This is a genomic window from Bacillus sp. FSL R5-0585, assembly GCF_038004545.1.
GTDB classification, from domain to species: domain Bacteria; phylum Bacillota; class Bacilli; order Bacillales; family Bacillaceae_G; genus Bacillus_A; species Bacillus_A cereus.
Genome location: NZ_JBBORJ010000001.1, coordinates 4,112,038 through 4,136,174, shown reverse-complemented (window position 1 = coordinate 4,136,174; position 24,137 = coordinate 4,112,038). Strand labels below are relative to the sequence as shown.

Genomic DNA, 24,137 nt, shown 5'->3' with positions numbered 1-24,137 from the left:
AATAGGTACAATATAAAGAGGAAAAGATGTAGAAGAGGAGAGTGTCATTTGAAAAAAGGAAAGATAGCGGCGGTCATTGTTGCATATACGGTTTTGCTTGCAACGTCTGTACATACGTATAAAAAACAAATTGATCATCCTATTATGAGTGATGTAGGTAAATTGCTTCCGACAAAAATAAAACGTGTTGAAAGTGCTACGGAAGAGCGCTCGTTAATAAAATTAGTGCGAGATGCAAAAGTTTCAGGAGAGAAAATTTCCATTGCAGGCATGCAACATAGCCAAGGAGGACAGACATATTATCCGAATGGCACGATGCTCGATATGAAAGGATATAATAAAATATTAGAATTTGATCCAGAGAAGAAGCAGATTACAGTTCAAAGTGGTGTCACGTGGAATGATATTCAGAAGAAAATAAATCCATATGGCCTTGCGGTACAGGTCATGCAGTCTCAAAATATTTTTACTGTTGGTGGTTCATTGAGTGTAAATGTACACGGGCGTGATATTCGTCATGAGGCACTGATTGATACAGTAGATTCATTTAGATTGTTAATGGCAGATGGTACGGTACGTAATGTAAGTAGAGAAGAAAATGCAGAGTTATTTTCGTATGTCATTGGGGGTTACGGTTTATTTGGAGTTATTTTAGATGTGACGCTGAAGTTAACAGATGATGAATTATATGAAATGCACACGAGAATGATAGATTATAAAGAATACGTATCTTATTTCAAAGAGAAAGTGAAAAGAGATGAAAATGTTCGTATGCACTTAGCGCGTATTTCTGTTGCTCCAAATTCATTTTTAAAAGAGATGTATGTGACAGATTATACTTTGGCACAAAATCAAAATATGAGAGAAGAGTACAGTGAATTAAAGGAAGAAAATATTATAGCTGCACCGAAATTTTTACTTGGGTTATCACGTTATAGTGATTGGGGAAAGAATACATTTTGGGATATACAAAGAGGTTATTTTGAACGTACAGATGGAAAGTATGAGACGCGTAATAATGTTATGAGATCAGATAGTGCTTTTATGGAATATGAAAATCCAAATAGGACCGAAGTGTTACAAGAATACTTTGTGCCTATAGATGCTTTCACAGAGTATATAGATGATTTACGTAACGTATTAAATGAAGAAGAGTTTAATTTACTCAACATTACGATTCGTTACGTGGAAAAGAATGAAAATGCAGTTTTGTCCTATGCGAAAGATGATATGTTTGCGCTGGTTCTTTTGATTAACCAGGGACGCTCAGAGAGTGAGATAAAGAGAACAGAGGATGTCATTCGGAAGATGATTGATGTTACTTTAAAGCATAACGGTAGTTACTATTTGCCGTACTATTCTTATCCAACGAAAGAGCAATTAAAGAGGGCATATCCTCGTATTGAAGAATTTCTCAAGAAAAAGAAGGAAGTAGATTCAGAAGAGCGATTTGTTAATTTATTTTATAGGGAGTATACGAAATGACATATAGAAGATTTGTGGCTTCGCAAAGTATTATCATGATGGCAGGAAGTATGGTATTTCCTTTTTATATATTATTACTTCGAAACGTTGGAAATAGCTTCTCGCAATTTGGCTGGGCGTATGGCTTATTTGCTTTAACATCAGCGCTTGTATATCCACTAGTGGGAAAGGTATCTGATCAAGTAGGTGATAAAAAATTATTAATCATATACGCTTGGTCCATGGCAATCTTAATGCTTTGCTTTCCGATTGCCACGGAAGTATGGCATGTGTATATTCTTCAAATTGTAATGGGAGTTTTAGGTGCTGTGCAGCGTAATACTGAGAAGACTTCATTAGCACGAAAGGTTGCGCAGGAAAAGGCTGGTTATGAGATTGGAAAATACCATGTGTGGACATCCATTGGCGGAGCAGTAGCGGTTATTGCCACGGGATATTTAGTAGATTTCTTTACGATTGGTACAATTTTTTATATTGCATCTATTCTATATGTAGTGAGCGGGATTGTATTAGGTAGTAAAAAAATATAACTATTCCTATTTTCACCTTAATACCCTTTATTTGTTATACTAAAAGGGAATACAAAAGAAAAGGGGACAGTGCCTTTGATGAAATTTGTAGTTTTAGCTATTCTTACTTTGTTTTTGATTCCATGGACAAGAAGTAGTAGTAAGCTTCGAGCAGTGGATAAGAGGGGAGATAAGAAGGTTGTAAAGGGTAAGAAATCATCTATTTTAGTTATTCCTGTTTTATTTTGGATAGGTATTGCAATCTATGAATACTTTTGGCTAATTGATGATCGAGTAGACTCGATTCTTACTCATTATTCTGTTGCAGTAGCAATTTTAATTGGGCTTGTTTTATTTTCACAAGATCAAATAGGGAAATTAGAAGGTACATTAAAAGGACTTCTAATGTTTATTTTACTCGCAAGTTACGGCTACTTTGGTTATTTGCACGATATAGTAATCTCGCAAAAGAAATATGATTCTGTTGTTAAGGTAGAGAAAGATATTTCAGAGCCATTTACTGAAAATGACCAGCCGTTTACAGTGCCGCCAAAGACAGCGGAGAATAAGATGAAAAAAGTATTTGGTGATATTCCAAAAGTAGCTTATTTTGAGCTAGGAGAATTAACGCCACAAATGGTAAACGGCGAGGCTTTATATGTAGCGCCGATTGAAGTTTCAGGATTTTTTAAAGCGCGTAAAGCTGAGACAATTCCAGGGTATGTAACGATGTCAGGTACGAATCCTGATGCGGAAGCGAAACTGCACCTCGGTTATAAAATGAAATATGTGCCAAGCATGTTTTTTGGTAATAATTTAGAGCGTGTGGTAAGGCAAGCAGAACCAAATTTAATCTTTAAAGGAAAACCTAAATTTGAGGTTGATGATAAAGGAAAACCATATTATACAATGACGTATGGTGAATTTATTTCAGGAAGATCTGGATTTGAGGTAGAAGGTGTTGTCGTAGTAGATGCACAAACAGGTGAAGTGAAAAGATATGATAAAGGAAAGGCACCTAAATTTGTTGATGGTGTATTAAATCATGAGACTGCATCTACGTTAAATACGTACTTTGGTAAATATATTCACGGATTTTGGAATACGAAATTCTCGCAAACAGATATGAAAATTCCGACTGAGTGGGGAACGAAAGAAGGGGTGACCCCGATCTTTGGTAAAGATGGAACACTGTATTATTTTACAGACTTTACTTCTCCAAAAGAAGGAGTAGATTCAGCCCTAGGCTATTCATTAGTAGATGCACGTACAGGCAAGCTATATTACTATAATGGAAAAGAAGTAAAGGGAATTATGGATGGTTCAGCAGCTACAGAAGTAGTGGATAATTCCTTTAAGAGAGAGAAATGGCATGGGACAATGCCTGTCATTTATAACGTATACGGTAAACCAGCTTGGATTATTCCGGTTGTTGATGATGGAGGCCTAGTACGTGCACATACAGTTGTATATGCTGCTAATGCAAAAATATTTGCGACAGGTTCTTCGCAGAAAGAAGCGCTTGAGAATTATAAAAACGTAATGAGCGGTAATGGTGATACATTTAGACCAACCTCAACAGGAAAAGAAGCGCAAAAAGAAGGTATTGTACAACGTGTATATAAAGAAAAATCAGGTGAAAATACAATCGTGTACGTACTTTTAGAGAATGAACAAAAGGTATTTATGATACCGGTGAAGAAATTCCCATATGCTATGTTTACAGAAGTAGGAGACCCAATTCAAATTACATATTTAGATACGGGAGAGATGATGTCCTCAGTATCTAAATTTACGAATAGCAATGTGAAAAAGTAAAGCGATAGAATTTCTATCGCTTTTTTTACATTATGAAAGAGGAAAATGCGCTGTACTTGACGTATGTTTATGATGTAACTATAATTGTTACGATTCAGTTTGTATAGGAAAGGGTGAATTGAAAAAGTGAATGAAGTTAATCACGAAATATATAAACCTGTAAAGGCAAACAGGTTATGGATGATTCTTGTATTAGGAACACTTACGGCGATTGGGCCATTATCTATTGATATGTATTTGCCTTCATTACCGAAGTTAACGGATGACTTGCAAACAGGTGCATCCCTCGCGCAGCTTACATTAACAGCTTGTTTGCTTGGGCTGTCAGTAGGGCAATTATTTGTTGGCTCAATTAGTGATATTTACGGAAGACGCAAACCACTTATTATTGCTCTTATTATTTATGTTGCTTCTTCTTTACTTTGTGCTGTCGCGCCATCTATTTGGACATTAGTGTTATTGCGCTTCCTACAAGGAGCTTCAGGATCAGCCGGGATTGTTATATCACGTGCCATGGTACGTGATATGTACTCAGGTTCTGAAATGACGAAGTTTTTCTCACTGCTTATGTTAGTAAACGGAGCAGCACCTATTTTGGCACCGATTATTGGGGGGCAATTATTACAGTTTACAACGTGGCGCGGTGTTTTCATCGTCCTTGGAGCAATTAGCGTATTTATGTTAATCTCAGCTACTTTCGTATTGCGTGAAACATTACCTCCTGAAGAAAGAGAAACGGGTGGTTTGTCAGGGACTTTGGCGACGTACGGGAAACTATTAAAGGACCGTCTGTTTATGGGATATGCATTGTCACAAGGATTAGTAACAGCGGCAATGTTTGCATACATTTCGGGCTCACCATTTGTGTTGCAGAACATATACGGAGCATCACCACAGCAATTTAGTTTATTCTTTGCGATTAACGGCATCGGTATTATTATTGCTAGTCAGGTAACGGGTCGTTTAGCGGGGAAAGTGAATGAGAAGACATTATTTGTTGCTGGTATTATTATCGCAGCTGTTGGTGGCCTATCTTTACTACTGACAATCGTACTAGGAATAGGTTTAATCGGTGTTTTATGTTCGTTATTCCTTGTTGTATCAAGTGTCGGGGTTGTATCAACAACTGGGTTCTCATTAGCGATGAGAAATCAGAAGCAAGCTGCAGGAACAGCGTCAGCTTTATTAGGTTTATTACAGTTTATTTCAGGAGCGCTTGTCGCTCCGCTAGTAGGTATTGGTGGAAGTAATACAGCATTACCGATGGGTGTTGTTATTGCGCTTTGTGAAGTAGGAGCAGTGTTATGTTATCTATTTATGGCCAGAAGAAGTGAGAAGCAGTTTGAACTGCAGCAAAAACAAAATTTAGAGGCTTAACAAAAAAGAACTGATTCAAAGGGAATGTTTGAATCAGTTCTTTTTTCATTTCTTTGAAATACCTCATACAGTTTTGTAAGGTGATGTAGTAAAGCAGTGCAAAAGTTATTTGTATAAAGTGACGATACTGTGACAAACATGTTGGTATATATATTACGATGTCGTCTTAAGTGTAAAAAGTAGGATGTTCTCGGTATAATAACAAGTGGAGATAAAAGAAACTATATTGAGTAATAGCTGTAGATAAAAGGAGAAGAAGAGATGAAGAAGGTTTTGGGTATTGCTGTAATGGGAAGTATGCTCCTTCTAGCAGGGTGTAATGGAAATAAAGATACGAAAGAAACGAAAGAAAAGGTAGAGCAATCTACTGAACAAACAGAAGAGATGAAAGAATACCGTGCAGTACATGAAAAATACGATATAAAAATGAATAAAGAAATTAATAAAGCACTGCAGTTATTTGAAGTGGCAAAAGAAAAGGGCGGTAAGGAAATAACGAATGCTACATATAAAGAAGATGTGCAAAAGGTAACAATGAGCATGTTAGAAGATATTGATCATATACGTAAAGAAATTCGTGTTCCAAAATCGAAAGAGCAAGAACATGAGGTATATGTTGGTTTCTTGAATGAATCAGAACAAGCGATGAAAAAATTACAGAAGTTAGCTAAAGAAGAAGATTCATCGTTGATTCGTGATATAGAAATTAACTTTGCAACAGCATCGACATACTATAAACGTTTTCAAGCAGAAACGAAAAAATAACCTTGCCTGTGCAAGGTTATTTTTTCTTCTTACCATCTCCGTCTTCATCCTCAGATACTAATACCTTCTGTTCTTCGTGAAATTCGGAAATAGTTTGCCCGGTAATATTATCGAAAGGAGTATAAAAAGAAGTAATGCGTTTCTTTTTAATAAAGAGTTTATAGAAGCCGATGATGACAAGTATAACGATTGTTAAGGGTAATCCTATAGTAGCAAGAAGTAAGGCGTCCATCTTATAACTCCTTTAACATCATTTCTTTTTATTATAAGCCGAAAACTGTAATTTCGATAAATGAATTAAAAACTGATTTTTCTAAATTTATCCAATTTGATTGACTTTTCAATTTTTCAGAATTATAATTCGAAATATACAATTTGAACCAAATAATAATATAGCAATTTACTTATCCAGAGAGGTAGAGGGACTGGCCCTATGACACCTCAGCAGCGGGTTCTGTAATAAGAACACCGTGCTAATTCCAGCAAGCAAGTCTTGAAAGATAAGTGATGGGCCTTTGTTTATTAAGCCTTGATCTTATTTTTTAAGATCAAGGCTTTTTGTATTCTAAAAAGAGAAAAGGGAGTAATGGAAAAAGTACATTCATAAAACAAAGTAAATTCATGTGTTTAGGGGGTTATTGAAGTGTATGTAATTAAAAAGTTATCGGTTATGGTGTTCACACTATGGGTTATTACGACAGTGACATTTCTAATTATGCATATTATTCCGGGGGATCCATTTTCATCAGATGCAAAAATCTTTCCTGAAGAAGTGATCCAAAACATGAGAGCGAAGTATCACCTTGATGAACCGTTATGGAATCAATATGTTGCTTATTTAGACGGTGTAGTTCATTTTGATTTTGGCGAATCTGTTCAATCAACCGGCCAAGGTGTATCAGAAATTATAACAACTGGTTTTGGTCCATCAGCAATTATTGGTTTACAAGCACTTATTATTTCATTGCTAGTCGGAATTGCTGCAGGTACATTTGCTGCTCTCTATCATGGGAAGGTAATTGATTACGGTGTAAGTTTACTTGCCATCCTCGGTATTTCTATTCCGAGCTTTATTTTAGCACCACTATTTATACAAGTATTCGCTATTCAATTCGAGCTCTTACCAGTAGCCTCTTGGGGAACATTCGAACATACAGTATTGCCATCCTTTGCATTAGCGTTAGGGCCAATCGCAGTTATTACAAGGTTTGTTCGTTCTAATATGATCGAAGTACTGCAGAGTGATTATATTAAGCTAGCAAGAGCAAAAGGCATACCAATTAAGAAGATTATTATAAGACATGCTCTTCGAAATGCGATTGTTCCAGTACTTACATTTGTGGGACCGTTAATGGCTGGACTTTTAACAGGGACTTTCGTTATTGAAAAAATCTTTTCAATTCCTGGCCTAGGAAAATATTTTGTAGATAGTATTTTTAACCGAGACTATCCGGTGATTATGGGAACAACGATTTTTTATAGTGCATTACTAATTGCTTGTATTTTCATTACAGATATTATTCACCGCATTGTTGATCCGCGTATTCGTTCTATTACATAAGGAGGGGGGATATTAAAATGGGAGCTTATGAAATTAATGAACAGTTATTAACGAAAGAAGAGAAAAAAGAATTAACGATAAATAAAAATCAGCAAACGATTAGCAGAAAGAAAGAAGTGTTTCGTAAGTTTATATCGAATCCAATCGCAGTTTTAGGAACAGTGACGTTATTGCTAATTATTGTTTTCTCGCTTATTGGCGAAAGTTTAACTTCATTTACTGCGAGCGAACAAGTAAAAGAGGCAACAAATTTACCGCCGAGTAGTGAACATTGGTTTGGAACAGATGATTTAGGGAGAGATATTTGGACACGTACTTGGGCTGGTGGGAAGATTTCACTAACAGTGGGATTAGTAGCAGCTGCCCTCGATATAGGGCTTGGTGTACTGATTGGTGGATTTAGTGGATACGTGAGAGGGCGCAATCGCCTTGGGACATTAATTGATGAGTGGATTATACGAGGAATCGAAGTGTTATACGGTATCCCGTATTTATTAATTGTTATTTTACTATTAATTGTTATGAAACCAGGTCTTTTTACCATTATTATCGCCCTTGCATTAACAGGATGGATTGGTATGGCACGTCTCGTTAGGGCGCAAGTCTTATCTTTAAAACAAAGAGAGTTTGTTATTGCAGCGGAGCGATTAGGTACATCCCATATGAAAATTATATACGGGCATTTAATTCCGAACTTAACGGGCATTATTATCGTAAATTTATCATTTACAATTCCCGCAGCTATTTTCTCAGAATCATTTTTAAGCTTTATCGGACTAGGAGTGCAATCACCGGCAGCAAGCTGGGGGACGATGACGAATGATGCACTTGGGACATTATTGAGTGGAGAATGGTGGCAGCTATTCTTCCCAGCAATCATGATTGCACTCATTATGTTCGCATTTAATGCAATTGGTGATGGTTTGCAAGATGCAATTGATCCAAAAATCGTCAAACGGAATCGAAAGGAGAAAAAACATGGGACAAATCTTATCTTTAGAAAACGTAACGTTAGCCGTTGAAAAAGAGAATAGTAAGCAAGCGATTGTGAAACATGTTTCCTTTTCTATTAACGAAGGTGAAATAGTTGCACTTGTAGGAGAAAGTGGTTCAGGAAAAAGTGTCACAGCACAATCCATTATCGGCTTGAATCAAGAATCCATTCATATCGATGATGGAAATATATCTTTCCAAGCAAAGGAATTAACGAATTTACAAGAGTCAGAATGGAATCAAATTCGCGGAAAAGATATTTCCTTTATATTTCAAGATCCGCTTTCATCTTTAAACCCAACGATGAAGGTAGGCAAACAAATTACAGAAGTAATTTTGCAACATGGGAACAAATCGAAAAAAGAAGCAAAAGAAATTGCGATTAACTTATTAAATGATTTAGGGATACATGAAGCAGAGAAACGCTTTGAACAGTACCCACATCAATTAAGCGGAGGCATGAGGCAACGTATTTGTTTAGCAATCGCATTTGCCTGCCACCCCAAACTCGTTATTGCGGATGAGCCTACGACAGCATTAGATGTAACAATTCAAAAGCAAATTATGGAGTTATTAAAGGAAAGAAAGGAAAAACAAAATACGAGTATTTTATTAATTACACATGATTTGGCACTTGTACGTGAAGTAGCTGATCGAGTAGTTGTTATGTACGGGGGACGTGTCGTTGAAAAAGGAACGATACAGGAGGTAATAGGTTCTCCTAAACATCCATATACGAAAAGCTTATTACAAGCAATTCCGAATATGGATGATTCCGAAAAGGTATTACGTGCTATAGAAGGAACGACACCTTCCATTGAAACATTAAATAGCTTTGGTTGTCCTTTTGTCAATCGTTGCCCAGTAGCGATAAAAGAATGTATTCATCGTTTCCCAGAGAGAACAACATATTCTAAGGAGCATAGTTCACATTGCTGGCAGCATGTTCTAGAGCATAATAAAGCGAAATCAAAAGAGAAGGTGAATGTCTCATGACGACAGATTTAATTACTGTAAAGCAAGTAACGAAAACATATGGAAGTAAAAGTAAAGAAATCACAGCGTTAAAAGACATATCACTTTCTATCCCGAAGGGAACAAAACTTGGCATTATTGGTGAAAGTGGTTCAGGAAAAACAACACTTGGAAAGCTCATAGCGGGGATTGAGAGTCCAACGTCTGGTGAAATTGATTATAACGGTCAAGTTGTTCACAAGTTGAAGGCGTCTCATAAGCGTGATTTCTTACAGAAAGTACAGTTCATTTTTCAAGATTCTACAGCTGCATTAAATCCGCGCTGGAAAGTACGCGATAGCGTAACGGAAGGTTATATTTCATTCGGACTCGGTGATAAAGGATTGAAGGATAAAGTAGCGGATGATGCGCTAAAGCGTGTTGGATTAGATAGAAGATATATTGATCGATATCCGCATGAATTTAGCGGAGGACAACGTCAACGTATCGCTATTGCAAGAGCGTTATTGTGTGAGCCAGAAGTATTGATTCTTGATGAACCAATTTCAGCATTAGACGTTTCATTGCAAATTCAAATTGTACATCTGCTGCAAAAAATCCAAAAAGAACAAGGTTATACATATTTATTCATCGCTCACGATTTACCGATGGTTCACTATTTATGTGAAAAAGTAGCTGTCTTATACAAAGGAGAACTTGTTGAATTTGGAAATACGAACGAAGTATTCCGGAATCCACAACATTCTTATACAAAAACATTATTAGCATCAACACCAAAAATTTCAGGTTAAAGGAGAATGTAGGATGAAGAAGTTTTTACTGTTTTTCATTATGACTGTTTTAGCAATTACTTCTGTTGCTTGCGGTAAGAAAGAAACGCAAAAGGCGAGTGCTGGTAAGGGAGAAGGCGATCGATTAGTAACGAATATTAGTAGTGATCCATATACACTTGATTCTGCTATTGCAACAGATAGCACGTCAGGTTATATAATTGGGCAGTTGTTTTCAAGTTTATATACGCAAGATAGTGATGGGAAATATCAAAATGAATTAGCGGAGAAAGAAGAAGTAAATGCTGATGGAACTGAATATACAATCCATTTGAAGAAAGATATTAAATGGTCAGATGGTTCTCCTATTACAGCAAATGATTTTGAATTTGCATGGAAGCGATTATTAAATCCAAAAACGGGTTCTATGAATGCGACAGAAATGTATTTTATTAAAGGGGCAGAGGCATATAATACTGGAAAAGGTGAAGAGGGACAAGTTGGTATTCAAGTTGTTGATCCTCAAACATTAAAGGTAACCCTTGAACACCCAGTTGCTTCTATTAAACAAAAATTAGCAAGCTCACTATTTATTCCATTAGCTAAAAAGTCGATTGATGATAATAATAAATTAAAAACAGATCCAAAAGAGCTAATTACGAATGGGCCATTCACATTAAAAGAGTGGAAGCATAACCAGGCTATTACAGTACAAAAAAATAAAGAATACTACGATAAAAAGGTAACATTAAAAGAAATTGAGTTTCGTATTATTCCAGACTCTAAAACAGCGTATCAATTATTTAAATCAAAAGAATTAGATTTACTAAGTGGTTTACCACAAGAGATGATTGAAAAAGAAAAAGGAAATAAAGAATATAAGCGTGTTGCAGGGTTCTCTTCGTATATTTATTCGTTTAACGTAGAAAAAGAGCCGTTTACAAATGCGAAGGTACGTAAAGCATTTTCATTAGCGGTTGATCGTAAATTTATCGTTGAAAAATTGTATAAAAATAATGCGCAAGAAGCATATGCATTCGTTCCAGAAGGAGCAAAAACACAAAGTGGGCGTGATTTCCGTAAAGAAAAAGGTGATTACGTTAAATTTGATCCAGCAGAAGCGAAAAAATTATTAGAAGAAGGTATGAAAGAACAAGGATGGTCTACATTACCTGAAGTAACATTAAAATTCACTACAGATACACAACATAAAAAAGTAGCAGAAGCAATGCAAGAAATGTTTAAGAAAAATCTTGGGGTAGATATTAAATTAGAAAATAAAGAGTGGAAGAGTTACATCGACACATACAAGCAAAGTGATTTTCAATTAGCTTATATGGGATGGGGCGGCTCTTTATTAGATCCAATTACTAAACTAGATTTATATGCAGGTGATGGTCCCAATAACTATGCAAAATGGCATAATAAAGAATTTGACGCTTTATTAAAAGAAGCAAAAGTTGAACAAAACGAAGATAAGCGTTTTGACTTATTGCATAAAGCGGAAGATATTATGTTTACAGATTCACCATTAATCCCAATTATTTTCCCAAGTGCTTCCTATTTACAAAAACCATCAGTATCTGGTGTCCAATTTATTATCGGTTCTAGTCCAGAACTAAGATATGCAAAAATTAAAAAATAAAGAAGTAGGCAACCGCCTACTTCTTTATTTTATTTCTCTTTTGTATTCTTTTTTCGTTCCATCAGAGAAGACAACTTCTAAATCGAATTTTTGATAGTCTTTATCAAGTTTGAACACGTTCACTACTTGATCAACTACTTCTTGGTCAGGAGTATCTTTATCAAATTTTAATTCTTGTAGAAGTGGGCTTAATTTTGTGATAGCTTCGTCTCCTGTTAAATTTACATCTGCTTTATGATCTTCAATTTTTGCTTCCATTTTCTTATCAGCCGCTACATTTTTATAATCTGCTTCGTAGTCTTTCTTTGTATCCTGATAGTCTGTATCTAAACTAAATTCATTAAAATTAAGTTTTAAATCTGCAGGAGCCTCATTTTTTGCTTCTTCAGTCGTCTTTTTATTAGAAGTTGTGTCTTCTTTGGCAGGAGCTTTACATCCTGTTAATGCAGGTACTAGCATAAGAGCTAATAAAACTGATAGTAGAATTCTCATTATAAATTCCTCCTTATGTAAATTCGTTCTATACAAGTTTTTCCCAAAAACATGTAATTATGTATGTGTTGAAAATAAATTATTATCCTGCAGTCACAAGGGCTAATCCGCAATTTAAATCAAAAACGATTTGTATGTATATGGTAAATTGAAGTTGTGAGGGAGGGGCTAAAATGCATGAAGAATATAAAGAGATAATAAAAAAATCAATTGAATATATAGAGAATCACTTACATGAGGAGCTTACAACAGAAAGAGTGGCATCTCACAGTGCAGTATCGATGTACCATTTTCATCGCATCTTTCAAAGATATGTTGGGATGAGTGTAACAGATTATATTCGAAAGAGAAGGTTAACTCATGCTGCGCAAGTTTTAGTGTCAACGGAGAGAGCTGTTATTGATATTGCAGTGCAATACGGTTTTTCCTCACAAGAGGCATTTACGAGAGCTTTTAAAAGAATGTTTCAATTGCCACCAAAGAAATATCGAAAGTACTTTCAGTCATTTTATATAGAAAGAGAGGGTGTTTCAATGCAAAAAGGTATACCGAAAGGATGGATCTTAAGTGGGAGTCATCCTGCTGAATATGAGATGGGTTTAGATTATGAAGTTGTCCATCAAGGAAAAGTATCTGCATACATAAAAGCAAAAGAGAATGTTACGAACGGAGGATTTTCAACATTAATGCAAATGTTCAGAGCGGATAAATATGTAGGGAAGAGATTACGTTTTACAGCATTTGTTAAGAGTGAAAATGTAAGAGATTGGGCAGGATTGTGGATGCGAGTAGATGGAAAAGATACAGAACCGCTCGCTATGGATAATATGCAAAATCGCCCCATTAAAAATACGAATAACTGGCAATCGTACTCGGTTGTATTAGATATAAAAGAAGAAGCACTTGGTATTGCATTTGGTGTTTTATTATCAGGAGAAGGTTGTGTGTGGCTAGATAGTATTCGCTTTGATGAAGTAGATGAAAAAATTCCTTCAACAGATTTGGCAGAGAACTTTTATGAAACACTTTTAGAAGAGCCGGTGAATCTGCAATTTGAAGAAGTAGAAAAATAAAAAACAAGGAGAAAAGATATGCTCAAATATGTAAAACTAATAAGTATTAGTTTAGTAATATCGTCTTGTATTATGGGAATTAATTATTTAGTTAGCTATCTTTGGTCAGGGCATATACCTTCTTTGACGTGGAGAACATATTTGATGTTTGTGTTTATATTTATGATGAGTTTTGGTTCAATGCAAAAAGAAGGAAAAGAGGATTATTGACAATAGTCTTTTTCGCATTTCTTTCATTAACACAAATGGTTGTAACTGTGCCACATGAAATGCTTTCTAAAACATATCAAACAATCAGTGAATTATTTCCTGCAACATATGCAGCGAATGGCTATTATACAATAATATTTGGAGGAGTTAGTTTAGAGAGAAATATTATTTCATTATTAGTTATTGTATTGGTTACACAATCAGTAGCAGTGATGACTTTAGCTATAAAAGGAATGGTAAAGGGAAGAAGAAGCTCTGTAGTTAAAGAAGTATAAAATAAAAAGGTATCCTCAATGGATACCTTTTTATTAGCACTTATTATTTTGTAACTTCTGTCCACTTGTAGTTAAACTCACCACCGAAGTCAGTTGTTACAAGTCCTTTAATGAAAGAGCGTTGTAAGTAAGAACGGCCTTGTTGGTATAAAGGAGCGACAGCGCCGTCTTGTAATAGAATTTTTTCAGCTTGCTTCATTGCTTCAAAGCGTGCTTTTTCATCGCCAGCTAAATCTGTTTTCACTTTATGAATTAGCTCATCGTACTCTTTGTTAGAGTATTTATCGAAGTTATAAGCACTATCTGTTGTAAATAAATCTAAGAATGTAATTGGATCAGCGAAGTCAGGGCCCCAGCCGTCAATACCAATTTCATAGTCACCACTTAATAGTAGTTTTAGCTGTTGTTTACGTGGTTGTGGTTTTAAATTCACTGTTAATCCATCTAGGTTCTTTTCTAATTCACCTTTTAAATATTCACCAGTCTTTTTAGCTAAAGCATTGTCACTTGTTAATAGTTCGATTGTTACTTTGTCAGTACCAAGTTCTTGTTTTGCTTTTTTCCAGTTTTCTTTCGCTGTTTTCACATCATCCTTGACTAGATTTCCATTTTCTTTACGGAAGTCATTGCCTTCTGGGCTCTTTGCAAATTTCGCAGGAACCATTCCTTCAGCTGGAACAGCGCCGTTATTTAAGATTGTTTCTACGTAAGCTTTTTTATTCATTGCGCCGTTAATAGCAAGGCGTGCATGTTGATTTTTTAATGTTTCATTTTTCTGATTTAATCGTAAGAATTGAATGCCGACTTCAGCGCGTTCTTTAAAGTTTGGATCGCTCTTATATTTATCAACAAACTCTGCAGTTAAAGCAACACGATCAATTTGTCCTGAATCATATAAGTTCACTTCTGTAGACTTATCTTTAACGACATTGAAGTTGATTTCTTCTAATTTTACAGTTTTAGCATCCCAATAGTTAGGATTTTTCTTCAATTGGAAGCTTTGTTCATGTTTCCAGTTATCTAATGTGAAAGCACCGTTATAAATTAAATGATTTGTTTCTAAACCATATTTATCGCCTTGAGACTTTAAGTACTCTTCATTAATTGGTAAGAATGTTGAGAATGTAGTTAAGCTTAAGAAGTAGGGAACAGGACGGTCTAGTTGTACTTCTAACGTTTTATCATCAACAGCTTTAACCCCTAGTTGATCAATTGGCAATTGTTTTTGGTTTATTTGTTTCGCATTCTTTATATCGAAGAATAAGAATGCGTATTCAGCTGCTGTATCAGGATTTACGGCACGTTGCCAAGCGAAGGCAAAGTCCTTTGCTGTAACAGGAGTACCGTTTGACCATTTTGAATCACGGAGATGGAATGTATATTTTGTTTTATCGGGACTAATGTCAACCGACTCAGCGACACCAGGAACCGGTTTATTATCTTCTCCCATTGCATATAGCCCTTCAAAAACATTACGCATTACGTTCATGGATTCCCCATCCGTTGCTTTTGCAACATCCATTGTTGGAATTTCTGAAGCGAATGATAAGTTAATTGCCTGTTTATCAGGTGCTTTATCGTTTGCTTTCGCTCCGCTTGCATTATCTTTATTTCCCCCGCAAGCAGTTAGTAATAGACTTGCCCCTAAAACTGATGCAACAACAGGTACAACTTTTTTCTTCATTGTTCGTTCCTCCCTAAATGTGTTGTTCGTAACGTCATAATGTCCGTGTCTTGAAGTAGCTATAGAAGGAGATAAAACCTATTATAAATATTTGTTTATAGGTAATCAGGTGTTCTATATGTATATACATGTTGAACTATAATCTATCGTTATATGTTTCAACGTAGTAGACATTATATTTTGATGGTTAAATATTTTGTTTCTTTGATTATTTAGAATATTAACACTGAAAAGAACTATATGTCAATAATAAAAATAGATTGTTAATTTCTTAGAATAATATATTAAAAAAGCAGATTCTCATGTGTGAGAGAACCTATTTTTAATATATTTTGCTAAAAAAACAATTGGTGTGGGCTAATAATAAGTGGGGATGAAGAAACCCCCACTTATTAAAGTTTCACTTTATTTTTCAATTTTTGCCCACTTGAAGTTTAATTGACCTGCAAAGTCTACTTGCACAATTCCTTTCACATAAGAACGTTCTAAATAAGATTCGCCTTTTTGGTAAAGAGGAGCGATAACAGAGTCTTTAAATAATATTTTCTCGGATGCTAGTAATGCTTCCCAGCGAGCTTTTTCATCACCAGCTAAAGTTGTTTTCACTTTTGCTATTGTTTCATCGAATTCCTTATTAGAGTAATGATCTAAGTTATAAGGGTTATTCGTTGTAAATAGCTCAAGGAATGTAATTGGATCCGCAAAGTCAGGGCTCCAGCCATCAATTCCGATTTCGTAGTCACCTTTTAATAAAAGCGAAACTTGTTGCTTACGTGGCTGAGGTTTTATATTTACTGTTAATCCATCTAAATTTTTTTCTAGTTGTCCTTTTAAGAATTCACCAGTTTTCTTATCAAGGTCAGCATCACTCGTTAATAATTCTAATGTTATCTTTTCAGAACCAAGCTCTTGTTTAGCTTTTTTCCATAACTCTTGTGCAGATTTTGTATCAACTTTTGTTAAATCGCCGTTTGCAGTACGGAAGTCTTTTCCTTCAGGTCCTTTTGCAAAGTTTTTTGGAACGAGACCAAATGTTGGTGTAGAGCCATCATTTAATAACGTATTTACAAAGGATTTTCTATCAATTGTTTGATCAATTGCTTGGCGTGCAGAAACGTTTTGAAGTACTTTGTTTTGTTGATTCATACGTAAAAATTGTACGCCTACGTTTGGACGTTCTTTAAAGTTAGCATCCTTTTTATATTTATCGACGAAGTCAGATGTTAGTTTTATACGATCTAATTGTTTTGACTCGAATAAATTTACTTCTGTTGATTTTTCTTTTACGACATTAAAATTGATTTCTTCTAGTTTGACAGTATCTTTATCCCAATAGGTAGGGTTCTTCTTAAATTTAAAGCTTTGTTCGTGCTTCCAATCGCTTAGTGTAAAAGCTCCATTGTACAAGATTGTATTATCTTCTAAAGCGTACTTATCACCTTGTACTTTAAAGAATTCCTCATTAATTGGTAGAAATGTTGGGAACGCTGTTAAGCTAATAAAATAAGGAACAGGACGCTCTAATTCTACCTCAAACGTATGGTCATCAACTGCTTTTACACCAAGTTGGTCGGCTGGAAGTTCTTTGTTGTTAATTTTTGTTGCGTTTTTAATATCAAAGAATAAAAATGCATATTCAGAGGCTGTTGCTGGATCTACGGCACGTTGCCAAGCGAACACAAAATCTTTAGCTGTAACAGGAGTGCCGTTTGACCATTTTGAATCTCGCAAATGGAATGTGTATTTCGTTTTATCGCCACTTACTTCATGAGATTTTGCAACACCAGGAACAGGTTTGTTACCTTCACCAAGATTATACAAACCTTCAAATACGTTTCTCATTACTTGACCAGAATCAGTATCTGTAGCACGAGCCGTATCCATTGTTCGTATTTCAGTAGGTGAAGATAAGTTTAAAACCTGTTTACTAGGTGCCTCGTCTTTTGCATTTGCTCCGCTTGCTTCGTTTTTATAACTACCGCAACCAGTTAATAAAATACTTACTCCTACAACTGATGCAATACCGGGTACAAACTTCTTTTTCATTTGATTTTCCTCCTAAATAATTAAGTTTGGATGATGATGAGGGAAATGAAAAATAAAAAATCCCTCTTTTCATATTGAGAAAGAGGGATTTTTACGTACAAGTTATGCACCCGTATATAAACGAAGTCCCTCATTCTATCTTTCAAGCATAAAGCTTGCAGGAAGTAGCACAGTATTCAAAATGAACCTGTTGCCGAGGTTTCAAAGGGCCAGTCCCTCCACCTCTCTTGATACAATGAGTAAACGAATAAATTTTATTAATTTTTGTGTTTCTTTGATAATTCAAAATCTTACACCTTGAACAATGAAGTGTCAACTAAATGAAATATAGTTTAAATTTTCAGTTTTATTAAATGAAAAAACCACTGCATATGGCAGTGGTTTTTCTACTAGAAGTTAAAGTTATCTGGATCTGGACCAACGCGACGATCTTCATTTAAAGCTTGAATTGCTTTCATATCATCAGCACTTAATTCAAAATCGAAGATGTTTGCATTTTCAATAATGCGATGTTCTTTAATTGATTTGGGAATTGTTACAACTTCGTTTTGTAAATCCCAACGTAAAATAATTTGCGCAGTTGATTTATTATATTTTGTCGCAATTTCTTGTAACGTTGGATTATCTAGTAGTTGTCCTTGCATTAATGGTGACCAAGCTTCAAGCTGGATATTATGTTCTTTACAGAATGCATGTAACTCTTCTTGTGCTAAACGTGGGTGGTATTCCACTTGGTTGACCATTGGCTTAATTTCAGCAATTTCAAATACGTCTTGTAAGTGGTGAATGTGGAAATTACTCACACCGATAGCGCGAACACGGCCATCTTTATAAAGTGTTTCTAATGCTTTCCATGATTCAGTATATTTCCCTTTTACAGGCCAATGTACTAAATATAAATCTAAATATTCTAGACCTAATTTCTCTAATGTAGTTTCAAATGCTTGAAGTGTTGTTTCATATCCTTGATCGCTATTCCATACTTTTGAGGTAATAAATAATTCTTCACGTGAAACACCGGATTCACGAATCGCTTGCCCAACGCCTTCTTCATTTTGATAGATTGCTGCAGTATCGATGCTGCGGTAACCATTTTTAATTGCTGCTTTTACAGAATCAATTACTTCTGAACCATCTTCTACTTTAAAAACACCTAAACCAAACCAAGGCATTTTTACACCGTTATGTAATGTTGTATAGTCTTTTAAACTTGTTAAAATCATATTATTTCCCCCTAGCTTTTTTGTTTGTTGCTTCTACTGCTTTTTGAATTGCCTCTGAAAAATTATATTCGTATAAAGTTTTGAGACCCTCAGCTGTGGAACCACCTGGCGTTGTTACTTGTTCGCGAAGGTTAGCTGGATTTTGCGTTTGTTCAAGCATAGAAGCAGAGCCAGAAATCATTTGAATGACAAGATGTTTTGCAGTTTCTTCATCAACTCCATAACTTTTTGTTGCTTCAATTAAGCTTTCAGCAAAGTAATAAAGGAAGGCTGGTGCACTTCCAGTAACTGCAGTAAGCTGATGAACTTCTTCCTCAGTACAAAGTTGCGAAGTACCAATACCTTTTAAAAGTAGTTGCAGGGTTTCTTGATGTATCTCGTTTACTGATTGTCCCATTGTATATAAGGAGATAGACTTTCCAATTTCAGCAGCTGTATTAGGCATAATCCAAGCAACAGGCGTGCCTTTTGGGAGTCTAGCTTCTAAATAAGATGGTCCAATGCCAGCTGCTACTGTTACGACTAGTTGATTTGATATTAACGGAGATAGCTCAGCTAATAACTCTTCATGAGCAGAAGGTGGCATTGCTAAAACAACCGTATCAACAGATGTAACATGCTGTTTCCAATCTGTTGTAGTAGACACATTATATCGATGTTGTAACTGTTTTAGCTTTTCTATGTTGCTTCGGTTAGAGACGATAATTTCTTCGATGTACTCTTTGCTTGTTTTAAGTAATCCGGAAAATATAGCTTCTGCCATACGACCGGCACCAATAAATAAAATTCGATGTTTAGTTAGCATATCCTTTATTCCTTTCTAGTAGAGATATGTTATAAAAACGATATCATCTTTAAGAGAATTTTGTAAAAAGAAAAGACTTATCGTAGATGGAATGGATAATGAGAAGGCGGAAATTCATGCTAATATTAGCTGTTATTAATCTCTTTATATGTGTAGCTGGTTTGCTAGAGTGGAAGAGCAATTATAAGGGACAAGAACATACAAATAACTATATCTAGAAAATAATTAGAATTGAAAAACCCCTGAAGCACATATGCTCCAGGGGTTTACTAATAGAATATAAGATTATGCTTTTGTCATACCAAGTAATACAGCGCCGCCAATAATTAAAACACTACCGAGTGCAATAAAGATCAATTGACGTTTTGTTTTCTTTTCACCTAAGAATACAATCGCACCGAATGTTGAGATAACGATTCCAGTTTGAGATAATGGGAAGCTTGTTGCTACTCCAACACGTGGTAATGAAAGAAGTAAGAATAAGTTTCCAGTTCCCCATAGTAAACCAGACAAAGCATTACGGATTGCATATTTGTTAAATGGTTTATGTTTAGACGTCAGTACAACCGCACCAACAAACATACCAACTGCTTGTGGTAAAATAGCAGACCAACCATCGATATTATACCAACGAATAATAATTACATATACAAGATAGCCGAAAGTAGAAACAATTAAAGTAAGAAGTCCTTTTTTCAATTGTCCAGGTGGCTGAGCATTTTCTTTATCATCTAATGATGTGAATACAACACCAACTACTATTAATAGGATTGCAATCGTTCCCAGAATGATTGTTGTAGTAGTAGTCCACTCACGGAAAGCGATAACCCCAAAGATAGAAGTTGCAACAAGTTGCATACCAGTAGAAATCGTTACAGTAGTTGAAACACCTAGTTTTTCAACTGTTTTTAATTGGTTTACTTGTCCTAAAGCCCAGAATAAACCTGAAATAAAACCAACAATTAAGATTGTCATTGTTAAAGCTGGTTGAGTAAATACATACATAATTGTTGCGAAGAATAGAGCACCGATTGTCATACCTACCGTTTGGCTATATGCACCACCGCCCATTTTTACGCTTACTAATAAGATGTTTCCCCATGCAATTGCAGGAAGAAGCGCTAATAAAATGTCCATTACAAGACTCCCTTCGGTTTGCTATACCAATATAGTTACATATCGTTCTAACGATCGGTAATGCCCCACTAATAGAGTAGAAGATTACCGATCGCTAAAACAGGATGAAGAATTCACGATATAAATGCGTTTTCATTTCTTCATTTTTTGAAACACCTCCATATAATAACAGGAAATTGCCTATTTTAGAAAGTGAATTCAAATAAAATGTATATTTTAATAAGAGGTAAAATTCAGTTATTTCCCGGTGGTATATTTTATTTCCTAAGAAATAAAGAAGCAGCTTCGAAAAAAGCTGCTTTAAGAGTTAGTAATTCTTTTATTAATAAGTTGAATACATAGTAGAAATACGAGTGACATACCGATAGTAATAGCTACAAGTGTCCATGCGAGTTGCATATTACTTGCATCAATAGCCATGTAAATTGCAGTTGGGATTGTCTGTGTTTTACCAGGAATGTTCCCGGCAAACATAAGTGTAGCACCAAACTCACCGAGCGCGCGGACAAAGCTCAAAATCATCCCGCTTAGTAAGGCAGGAAATGCGAGCGGAAGTGTAACGTGCAGAAAAACTTGATATTCACTTGCGCCAAGGTCACGAGCACTTTCTTCAATTTGTACATTTGCGATAGAAAATCCCGTTTTCGCTGATTGGTACATAAGCGGAAATGCAACAACTGTAGAAGCAATGATCGCAGCAGTAGATGTGAACATAATAGACTGCTGAAATAATGATTCAACCCACTTTCCGATCGGGCTGTTGTTTCCAAAGATGATAATGAGAAAGAAGCCGATAACAGTTGGTGGAAGTACCATTGGTAATAAAAATATGGTTTCTAATAGTACTTTATATCGCCATGAGGAGCGAGCTAGTGCTCGCCCGACAATCGTCCCTAAAATTGTAACGAGAATAGTGGCGCATGCAGCTACTCTTAAAGATAGAAAGACAGGCGATAAAATAGCATCAATGCTCATAGTAATTACGACAGGACTGTAAATCCATATTTCTTAAAGATAGATTGTGCATCTTTTGACTGCAAATACTCATAAAATGAAGTCGCCTCTTTCTTGTGTTTAGATTCCTTTATAACACCTAAAGGATAGTGGATTGGCTCATGAGAAGTAGCTGCTGCTGTCTCACCAATCTTTACTTTATCCGAAATGAGAGCATCTGTTTTGTATACGATACCAGCATCGACATTCCCTGTTTCTACATATGTTAACACTTGGCGAACATCTTTTGTAAATACGACTTTATTTTGAACATCATTCCAAAGGTTTTCGTGTGTTAGAGAAGCCTTTGCATATTTGCCAGCAGGTACAGATTCAGGTGTACCAAGTGCAATTTTTTTGATTTTCTCATCTTTTAAATCTTGAAATTTTGTAAGAGAACTATCTTTAGGGATGACTAGAACTAGTTCATTTCCAAGAAGATTTTTCCCTTCTTTTTCATTAATGAATCCTTTTTTTACAAGGGTTTGGAATTTATCTTCTGCTGCTGAGAAGAATAAATCAGCAGGTGCACCTTGTTCAATTTGTTGTTGAAGTGCTCCAGAAGCACCGAAGTTAAAAGAAAGTTTGATATTTGGCTCTTTTTCTTTATATTGTTTTTCGATTTCTTTTAATGCATCTTGTAAGCTTGCAGCAGCTGAGATAGTCAGTTCAACTGTTTTGTCCTCTTTAGCAGCTGAATTTGTATGCTTTTCCCCACTTGTACAAGCAGCGCTAAATATAAGAAGGAAAGAAAGTATAAGTGCCCCGATGGAACGTAATATAAATTTATTCATAAAAAAATCCCCTTTCATTTTGACACATCTAATTATAACTAATTATAACTAAATATAACTAGTTATAATTGAATATAATTTGAACATATGTCTATTTTTAAAAAATAGGAGAAATATTCTTTTCTTTGTTACAATGAAAGGAGAAAGTGAGGAATCGTCTATGGATCATCATTCCTACACAACGGAAGAAGTAGCAAAGCGATTAAAAGTATCAAAATTAACTGTATACGACTTAATTAAAAAAGGAGAACTTCCTTCTTATAGAGTTGGTAGACAGATGCGCATTGATGCAGCAGATTTAGATCAATATATAAAGCAAATGAAAACAGGAAAAGTACAAGTTAATCCTGTAAAAAACGATGGTAATAGTATCTTGAACACGTGTATTATTAGTGGTCAAGAAATAACGTTAGATATGTTAGCTAAACGTATAGAAAATCGTTTGCCAAGTTCTAATGTTTTAAGAGCGTATCAAGGTAGCTTAACGAGTTTAGTGAAAATGTATCAAGGAGAAGGAAGTATCGTTAGTTTGCATTTGTTTGATGGTGAAACGGGTACATATAATATTCCTTACGTAAAACGTATTTTAGTAGGACAGCCATGTCTTATGATTAATTTATTGTCCAGAAATGTAGGGTTTTATGTTCAAAAAGGAAATCCGAAGAAAATAAAGACATGGGCTGACATATCCGGGTCCACTATAAAGTTTGTGAATCGAGAAAAGGGTTCTGGTATTAGAGTGTTAGTGGATGAACAATTACGAATCCAAAAATTAAATAAAGCTGATCTTAGTGGATATGAATGGGAAGAGTCGAATCATCTTGGTGTTGCCACGCAAGTTGCAAATGGAAAAGCTGATGTAGGAGTAGGTTCAGAAAAGTTTTCGCAAATTGTAAATGTGGACTTTATTCCAATCATGAAAGAACAGTATGATTTAGTAATTTTGAAGAATAAAGAAAATGAAGAGCTGATTGAAGTTGTGAAAGACATTCTGCAATCGGAAGAATTTCATAATGAATTAAATGCGATTGGCGGATATGATATTACGAAAACAGGTCAAATTGTATATGAAATAAAGTGAAACTTTAATCAGTGGGGGTCTTACTGCCCATTAAAGCGGGACAAACTAAAAAGCTGCTTGTCTATAAGACGAGCAGCTTTTTCTATATATAAAGGGGTTTGGGGAAACAAAGTGTTAAATAAGACCTTGAGCAAGTGTATAAATGAAAGCCGTAAGAAGAGTAGCTCCACTTGCAAGTCCGATAAAGTCTGATTTGTTGAAAGTAATGTTGTTCATTATAATCTCTCCTTATTTGTTTAATGTAGTTGCAACAGCTTTTGCATCGACAAGTGCGGATAGCACCATGCCCATTGTATTTAAAAATTTATTTGATTTCATATTGTTCATCATGCGTATCCGCTCCTTTTCGAATTGTTGTTGCCCTGCTTATGTCTTAATTATAGGGAATATGGATACTTGCAACTATCGAATTAGCTTACGAAAGAC

24 protein-coding genes and 2 riboswitches are annotated in these 24,137 nt (G+C 35.4%); of the genes, 14 read left to right on the top strand and 10 right to left on the bottom strand.

From position 1 onward, the window contains the following. The first annotated feature begins 48 nt into the window (after positions 1 to 48). The 5 genes from MKY38_RS21290 to MKY38_RS21270 all read left to right on the top strand — a co-directional run bounded on the left by MKY38_RS21290 (position 49) and on the right by MKY38_RS21270 (position 5,954). The gene (locus MKY38_RS21290) at positions 49 to 1,485 is read left to right on the top strand and encodes an FAD-binding oxidoreductase (RefSeq protein WP_114556001.1); all 1,437 of its coding nucleotides are present in this window, start codon (positions 49 to 51) and stop codon (positions 1,483 to 1,485) included. Continuing rightward, on the top strand, positions 1,482 to 2,015 hold the full coding sequence (locus MKY38_RS21285) for an MFS transporter (RefSeq protein ID WP_065223227.1): 534 nt from the start codon (positions 1,482 to 1,484) through the stop codon (positions 2,013 to 2,015). Before MKY38_RS21290 ends, MKY38_RS21285 begins: the two co-directional genes overlap by 4 nt. A gap of 78 nt (positions 2,016 to 2,093) precedes the next feature. After that, on the top strand, positions 2,094 to 3,812 hold the full coding sequence (locus tag MKY38_RS21280) for a DUF3981 domain-containing protein (RefSeq protein ID WP_065223228.1): 1,719 nt from the start codon (positions 2,094 to 2,096) through the stop codon (positions 3,810 to 3,812). Positions 3,813 to 3,929: 117 nt separating this feature from the next. Beyond that, complete coding sequence (locus MKY38_RS21275) at positions 3,930 to 5,189, top strand: multidrug effflux MFS transporter (protein WP_224200803.1); 1,260 nt, start codon at positions 3,930 to 3,932, stop codon at positions 5,187 to 5,189. Positions 5,190 to 5,450: 261 nt separating this feature from the next. Continuing rightward, positions 5,451 to 5,954, top strand: a complete 504-nt coding sequence (locus MKY38_RS21270) for a hypothetical protein (RefSeq protein WP_065223229.1) — start codon at positions 5,451 to 5,453, stop codon at positions 5,952 to 5,954. Positions 5,955 to 5,970: 16 nt separating this feature from the next. Here MKY38_RS21270 and MKY38_RS21265 read toward each other — a convergent pair whose 3' ends face one another. Further along, positions 5,971 to 6,186: a DUF3951 domain-containing protein gene (locus MKY38_RS21265; RefSeq protein ID WP_065223230.1), complete on the bottom strand. Its 216-nt coding sequence runs from the start codon at positions 6,184 to 6,186 to the stop codon at positions 5,971 to 5,973. A 169-nt stretch (positions 6,187 to 6,355) separates the two neighbouring features. Next, positions 6,356 to 6,461: riboswitch (SAM riboswitch) on the top strand. 136 nt (positions 6,462 to 6,597) lie between these two features. On the opposite strand from MKY38_RS21265, the gene MKY38_RS21260 reads away from it, so the two are divergent. Genes MKY38_RS21260 through MKY38_RS21240 form a run of 5 tightly spaced genes read left to right on the top strand, consistent with a single transcriptional unit; the run spans position 6,598 to position 11,898 of the window. After that, positions 6,598 to 7,515: an ABC transporter permease gene (locus MKY38_RS21260; RefSeq protein WP_006920097.1), complete on the top strand. Its 918-nt coding sequence runs from the start codon at positions 6,598 to 6,600 to the stop codon at positions 7,513 to 7,515. Between the two features lie 17 nt (positions 7,516 to 7,532). Then, entirely contained in the window at positions 7,533 to 8,537 is a 1,005-nt protein-coding gene (locus MKY38_RS21255) for an ABC transporter permease (RefSeq protein WP_065223231.1), read from the top strand. Next, on the top strand, positions 8,494 to 9,504 hold the full coding sequence (locus MKY38_RS21250; RefSeq protein WP_114556000.1) for an ABC transporter ATP-binding protein: 1,011 nt from the start codon (positions 8,494 to 8,496) through the stop codon (positions 9,502 to 9,504). The genes MKY38_RS21255 and MKY38_RS21250 overlap by 44 nt, the downstream gene beginning before the upstream one ends. Beyond that, complete coding sequence (locus MKY38_RS21245; protein WP_341049656.1) at positions 9,501 to 10,274, top strand: ABC transporter ATP-binding protein; 774 nt, start codon at positions 9,501 to 9,503, stop codon at positions 10,272 to 10,274. The genes MKY38_RS21250 and MKY38_RS21245 overlap by 4 nt, the downstream gene beginning before the upstream one ends. 13 nt (positions 10,275 to 10,287) lie before the next feature. Beyond that, a complete protein-coding gene (locus tag MKY38_RS21240; protein ID WP_341049653.1) occupies positions 10,288 to 11,898 on the top strand; it encodes a peptide ABC transporter substrate-binding protein in 1,611 nt (536 codons plus the stop codon). A gap of 24 nt (positions 11,899 to 11,922) precedes the next feature. On the opposite strand, the gene MKY38_RS21235 is transcribed toward MKY38_RS21240, so the two are convergent. Then, the gene (locus tag MKY38_RS21235; RefSeq protein ID WP_065223233.1) at positions 11,923 to 12,390 is read right to left on the bottom strand and encodes a YusW family protein; all 468 of its coding nucleotides are present in this window, start codon (positions 12,388 to 12,390) and stop codon (positions 11,923 to 11,925) included. 173 nt (positions 12,391 to 12,563) lie between these two features. On the opposite strand from MKY38_RS21235, the gene MKY38_RS21230 reads away from it, so the two are divergent. From MKY38_RS21230 to MKY38_RS21220, 3 genes are read left to right on the top strand one after another with little or no spacing between them, the layout of a single operon-like run. After that, positions 12,564 to 13,463 carry a helix-turn-helix transcriptional regulator gene (locus MKY38_RS21230; RefSeq protein ID WP_065223234.1) on the top strand — a complete coding sequence of 300 codons (900 nt, stop codon included), beginning with the start codon at positions 12,564 to 12,566 and terminating at the stop codon, positions 13,461 to 13,463. An 18-nt stretch (positions 13,464 to 13,481) separates the two neighbouring features. Then, complete coding sequence (locus tag MKY38_RS21225; protein ID WP_000922547.1) at positions 13,482 to 13,673, top strand: hypothetical protein; 192 nt, start codon at positions 13,482 to 13,484, stop codon at positions 13,671 to 13,673. Further along, positions 13,670 to 13,948, top strand: coding sequence for a hypothetical protein (locus MKY38_RS21220; protein ID WP_000156944.1), 279 nt, complete (start codon positions 13,670 to 13,672; stop codon positions 13,946 to 13,948). The genes MKY38_RS21225 and MKY38_RS21220 overlap by 4 nt, the downstream gene beginning before the upstream one ends. Positions 13,949 to 13,991: 43 nt before the next feature. Here the strand turns inward: MKY38_RS21220 and MKY38_RS21215 are convergent, their stop codons facing one another. The 7 genes from MKY38_RS21215 to modA all read right to left on the bottom strand — a co-directional run bounded on the left by MKY38_RS21215 (position 13,992) and on the right by modA (position 22,630). Beyond that, positions 13,992 to 15,632, bottom strand: coding sequence for a peptide ABC transporter substrate-binding protein (locus tag MKY38_RS21215; protein WP_000731086.1), 1,641 nt, complete (start codon positions 15,630 to 15,632; stop codon positions 13,992 to 13,994). A gap of 405 nt (positions 15,633 to 16,037) precedes the next feature. Further along, complete coding sequence (locus MKY38_RS21210; RefSeq protein WP_000726482.1) at positions 16,038 to 17,678, bottom strand: peptide ABC transporter substrate-binding protein; 1,641 nt, start codon at positions 17,676 to 17,678, stop codon at positions 16,038 to 16,040. A 132-nt stretch (positions 17,679 to 17,810) separates the two neighbouring features. Continuing rightward, a riboswitch (SAM riboswitch) is annotated at positions 17,811 to 17,915 on the bottom strand. 152 nt (positions 17,916 to 18,067) lie between these two features. Continuing rightward, on the bottom strand, positions 18,068 to 18,901 hold the full coding sequence (locus MKY38_RS21205; protein WP_000604203.1) for an aldo/keto reductase: 834 nt from the start codon (positions 18,899 to 18,901) through the stop codon (positions 18,068 to 18,070). A gap of 1 nt (position 18,902) precedes the next feature. Continuing rightward, complete coding sequence (proC, locus tag MKY38_RS21200; RefSeq protein WP_000956253.1) at positions 18,903 to 19,706, bottom strand: pyrroline-5-carboxylate reductase; 804 nt, start codon at positions 19,704 to 19,706, stop codon at positions 18,903 to 18,905. A 285-nt stretch (positions 19,707 to 19,991) separates the two neighbouring features. After that, the gene (locus MKY38_RS21195) at positions 19,992 to 20,843 is read right to left on the bottom strand and encodes a GRP family sugar transporter (RefSeq protein WP_000353544.1); all 852 of its coding nucleotides are present in this window, start codon (positions 20,841 to 20,843) and stop codon (positions 19,992 to 19,994) included. Between the two features lie 300 nt (positions 20,844 to 21,143). Next, a complete protein-coding gene (modB, locus tag MKY38_RS21190; RefSeq protein WP_065223235.1) occupies positions 21,144 to 21,818 on the bottom strand; it encodes a molybdate ABC transporter permease subunit in 675 nt (224 codons plus the stop codon). Positions 21,819 to 21,823: 5 nt separating this feature from the next. Then, complete coding sequence (gene modA / locus MKY38_RS21185; RefSeq protein WP_001031844.1) at positions 21,824 to 22,630, bottom strand: molybdate ABC transporter substrate-binding protein; 807 nt, start codon at positions 22,628 to 22,630, stop codon at positions 21,824 to 21,826. Positions 22,631 to 22,790: 160 nt separating this feature from the next. On the opposite strand from modA, the gene MKY38_RS21180 reads away from it, so the two are divergent. Continuing rightward, a complete protein-coding gene (locus tag MKY38_RS21180) occupies positions 22,791 to 23,711 on the top strand; it encodes a substrate-binding domain-containing protein (RefSeq protein WP_065223249.1) in 921 nt (306 codons plus the stop codon). A 114-nt stretch (positions 23,712 to 23,825) separates the two neighbouring features. On the opposite strand, the gene MKY38_RS21175 is transcribed toward MKY38_RS21180, so the two are convergent. Beyond that, complete coding sequence (locus tag MKY38_RS21175) at positions 23,826 to 23,927, bottom strand: DUF3948 family protein (RefSeq protein ID WP_001060017.1); 102 nt, start codon at positions 23,925 to 23,927, stop codon at positions 23,826 to 23,828. Positions 23,928 to 24,137 lie beyond the last annotated feature (210 nt).

Coding starts and splice junctions, on each gene's coding strand:
- MKY38_RS21195 (WP_000353544.1), bottom strand. CDS start 20,843: ATGGACATTTTATTAGCGCTTCTTCCTGCAATTGCATGGGGAAACATC.
- MKY38_RS21180 (WP_065223249.1), top strand. CDS start 22,791: ATGGATCATCATTCCTACACAACGGAAGAAGTAGCAAAGCGATTAAAA.
- MKY38_RS21245 (WP_341049656.1), top strand. CDS start 9,501: ATGACGACAGATTTAATTACTGTAAAGCAAGTAACGAAAACATATGGA.
- MKY38_RS21250 (WP_114556000.1), top strand. CDS start 8,494: ATGGGACAAATCTTATCTTTAGAAAACGTAACGTTAGCCGTTGAAAAA.
- modA (WP_001031844.1), bottom strand. CDS start 22,630: ATGAATAAATTTATATTACGTTCCATCGGGGCACTTATACTTTCTTTC.
- MKY38_RS21270 (WP_065223229.1), top strand. CDS start 5,451: ATGAAGAAGGTTTTGGGTATTGCTGTAATGGGAAGTATGCTCCTTCTA.
- MKY38_RS21280 (WP_065223228.1), top strand. CDS start 2,094: ATGAAATTTGTAGTTTTAGCTATTCTTACTTTGTTTTTGATTCCATGG.
- MKY38_RS21175 (WP_001060017.1), bottom strand. CDS start 23,927: ATGAACAACATTACTTTCAACAAATCAGACTTTATCGGACTTGCAAGT.
- MKY38_RS21205 (WP_000604203.1), bottom strand. CDS start 18,901: ATGATTTTAACAAGTTTAAAAGACTATACAACATTACATAACGGTGTA.
- MKY38_RS21215 (WP_000731086.1), bottom strand. CDS start 15,632: ATGAAGAAAAAAGTTGTACCTGTTGTTGCATCAGTTTTAGGGGCAAGT.
- MKY38_RS21285 (WP_065223227.1), top strand. CDS start 1,482: ATGACATATAGAAGATTTGTGGCTTCGCAAAGTATTATCATGATGGCA.
- MKY38_RS21240 (WP_341049653.1), top strand. CDS start 10,288: ATGAAGAAGTTTTTACTGTTTTTCATTATGACTGTTTTAGCAATTACT.
- proC (WP_000956253.1), bottom strand. CDS start 19,706: ATGCTAACTAAACATCGAATTTTATTTATTGGTGCCGGTCGTATGGCA.
- modB (WP_065223235.1), bottom strand. CDS start 21,818: ATGAGCATTGATGCTATTTTATCGCCTGTCTTTCTATCTTTAAGAGTA.
- MKY38_RS21265 (WP_065223230.1), bottom strand. CDS start 6,186: ATGGACGCCTTACTTCTTGCTACTATAGGATTACCCTTAACAATCGTT.
- MKY38_RS21230 (WP_065223234.1), top strand. CDS start 12,564: ATGCATGAAGAATATAAAGAGATAATAAAAAAATCAATTGAATATATA.
- MKY38_RS21255 (WP_065223231.1), top strand. CDS start 7,533: ATGGGAGCTTATGAAATTAATGAACAGTTATTAACGAAAGAAGAGAAA.
- MKY38_RS21225 (WP_000922547.1), top strand. CDS start 13,482: ATGCTCAAATATGTAAAACTAATAAGTATTAGTTTAGTAATATCGTCT.
- MKY38_RS21235 (WP_065223233.1), bottom strand. CDS start 12,390: ATGAGAATTCTACTATCAGTTTTATTAGCTCTTATGCTAGTACCTGCA.
- MKY38_RS21210 (WP_000726482.1), bottom strand. CDS start 17,678: ATGAAAAAGAAGTTTGTACCCGGTATTGCATCAGTTGTAGGAGTAAGT.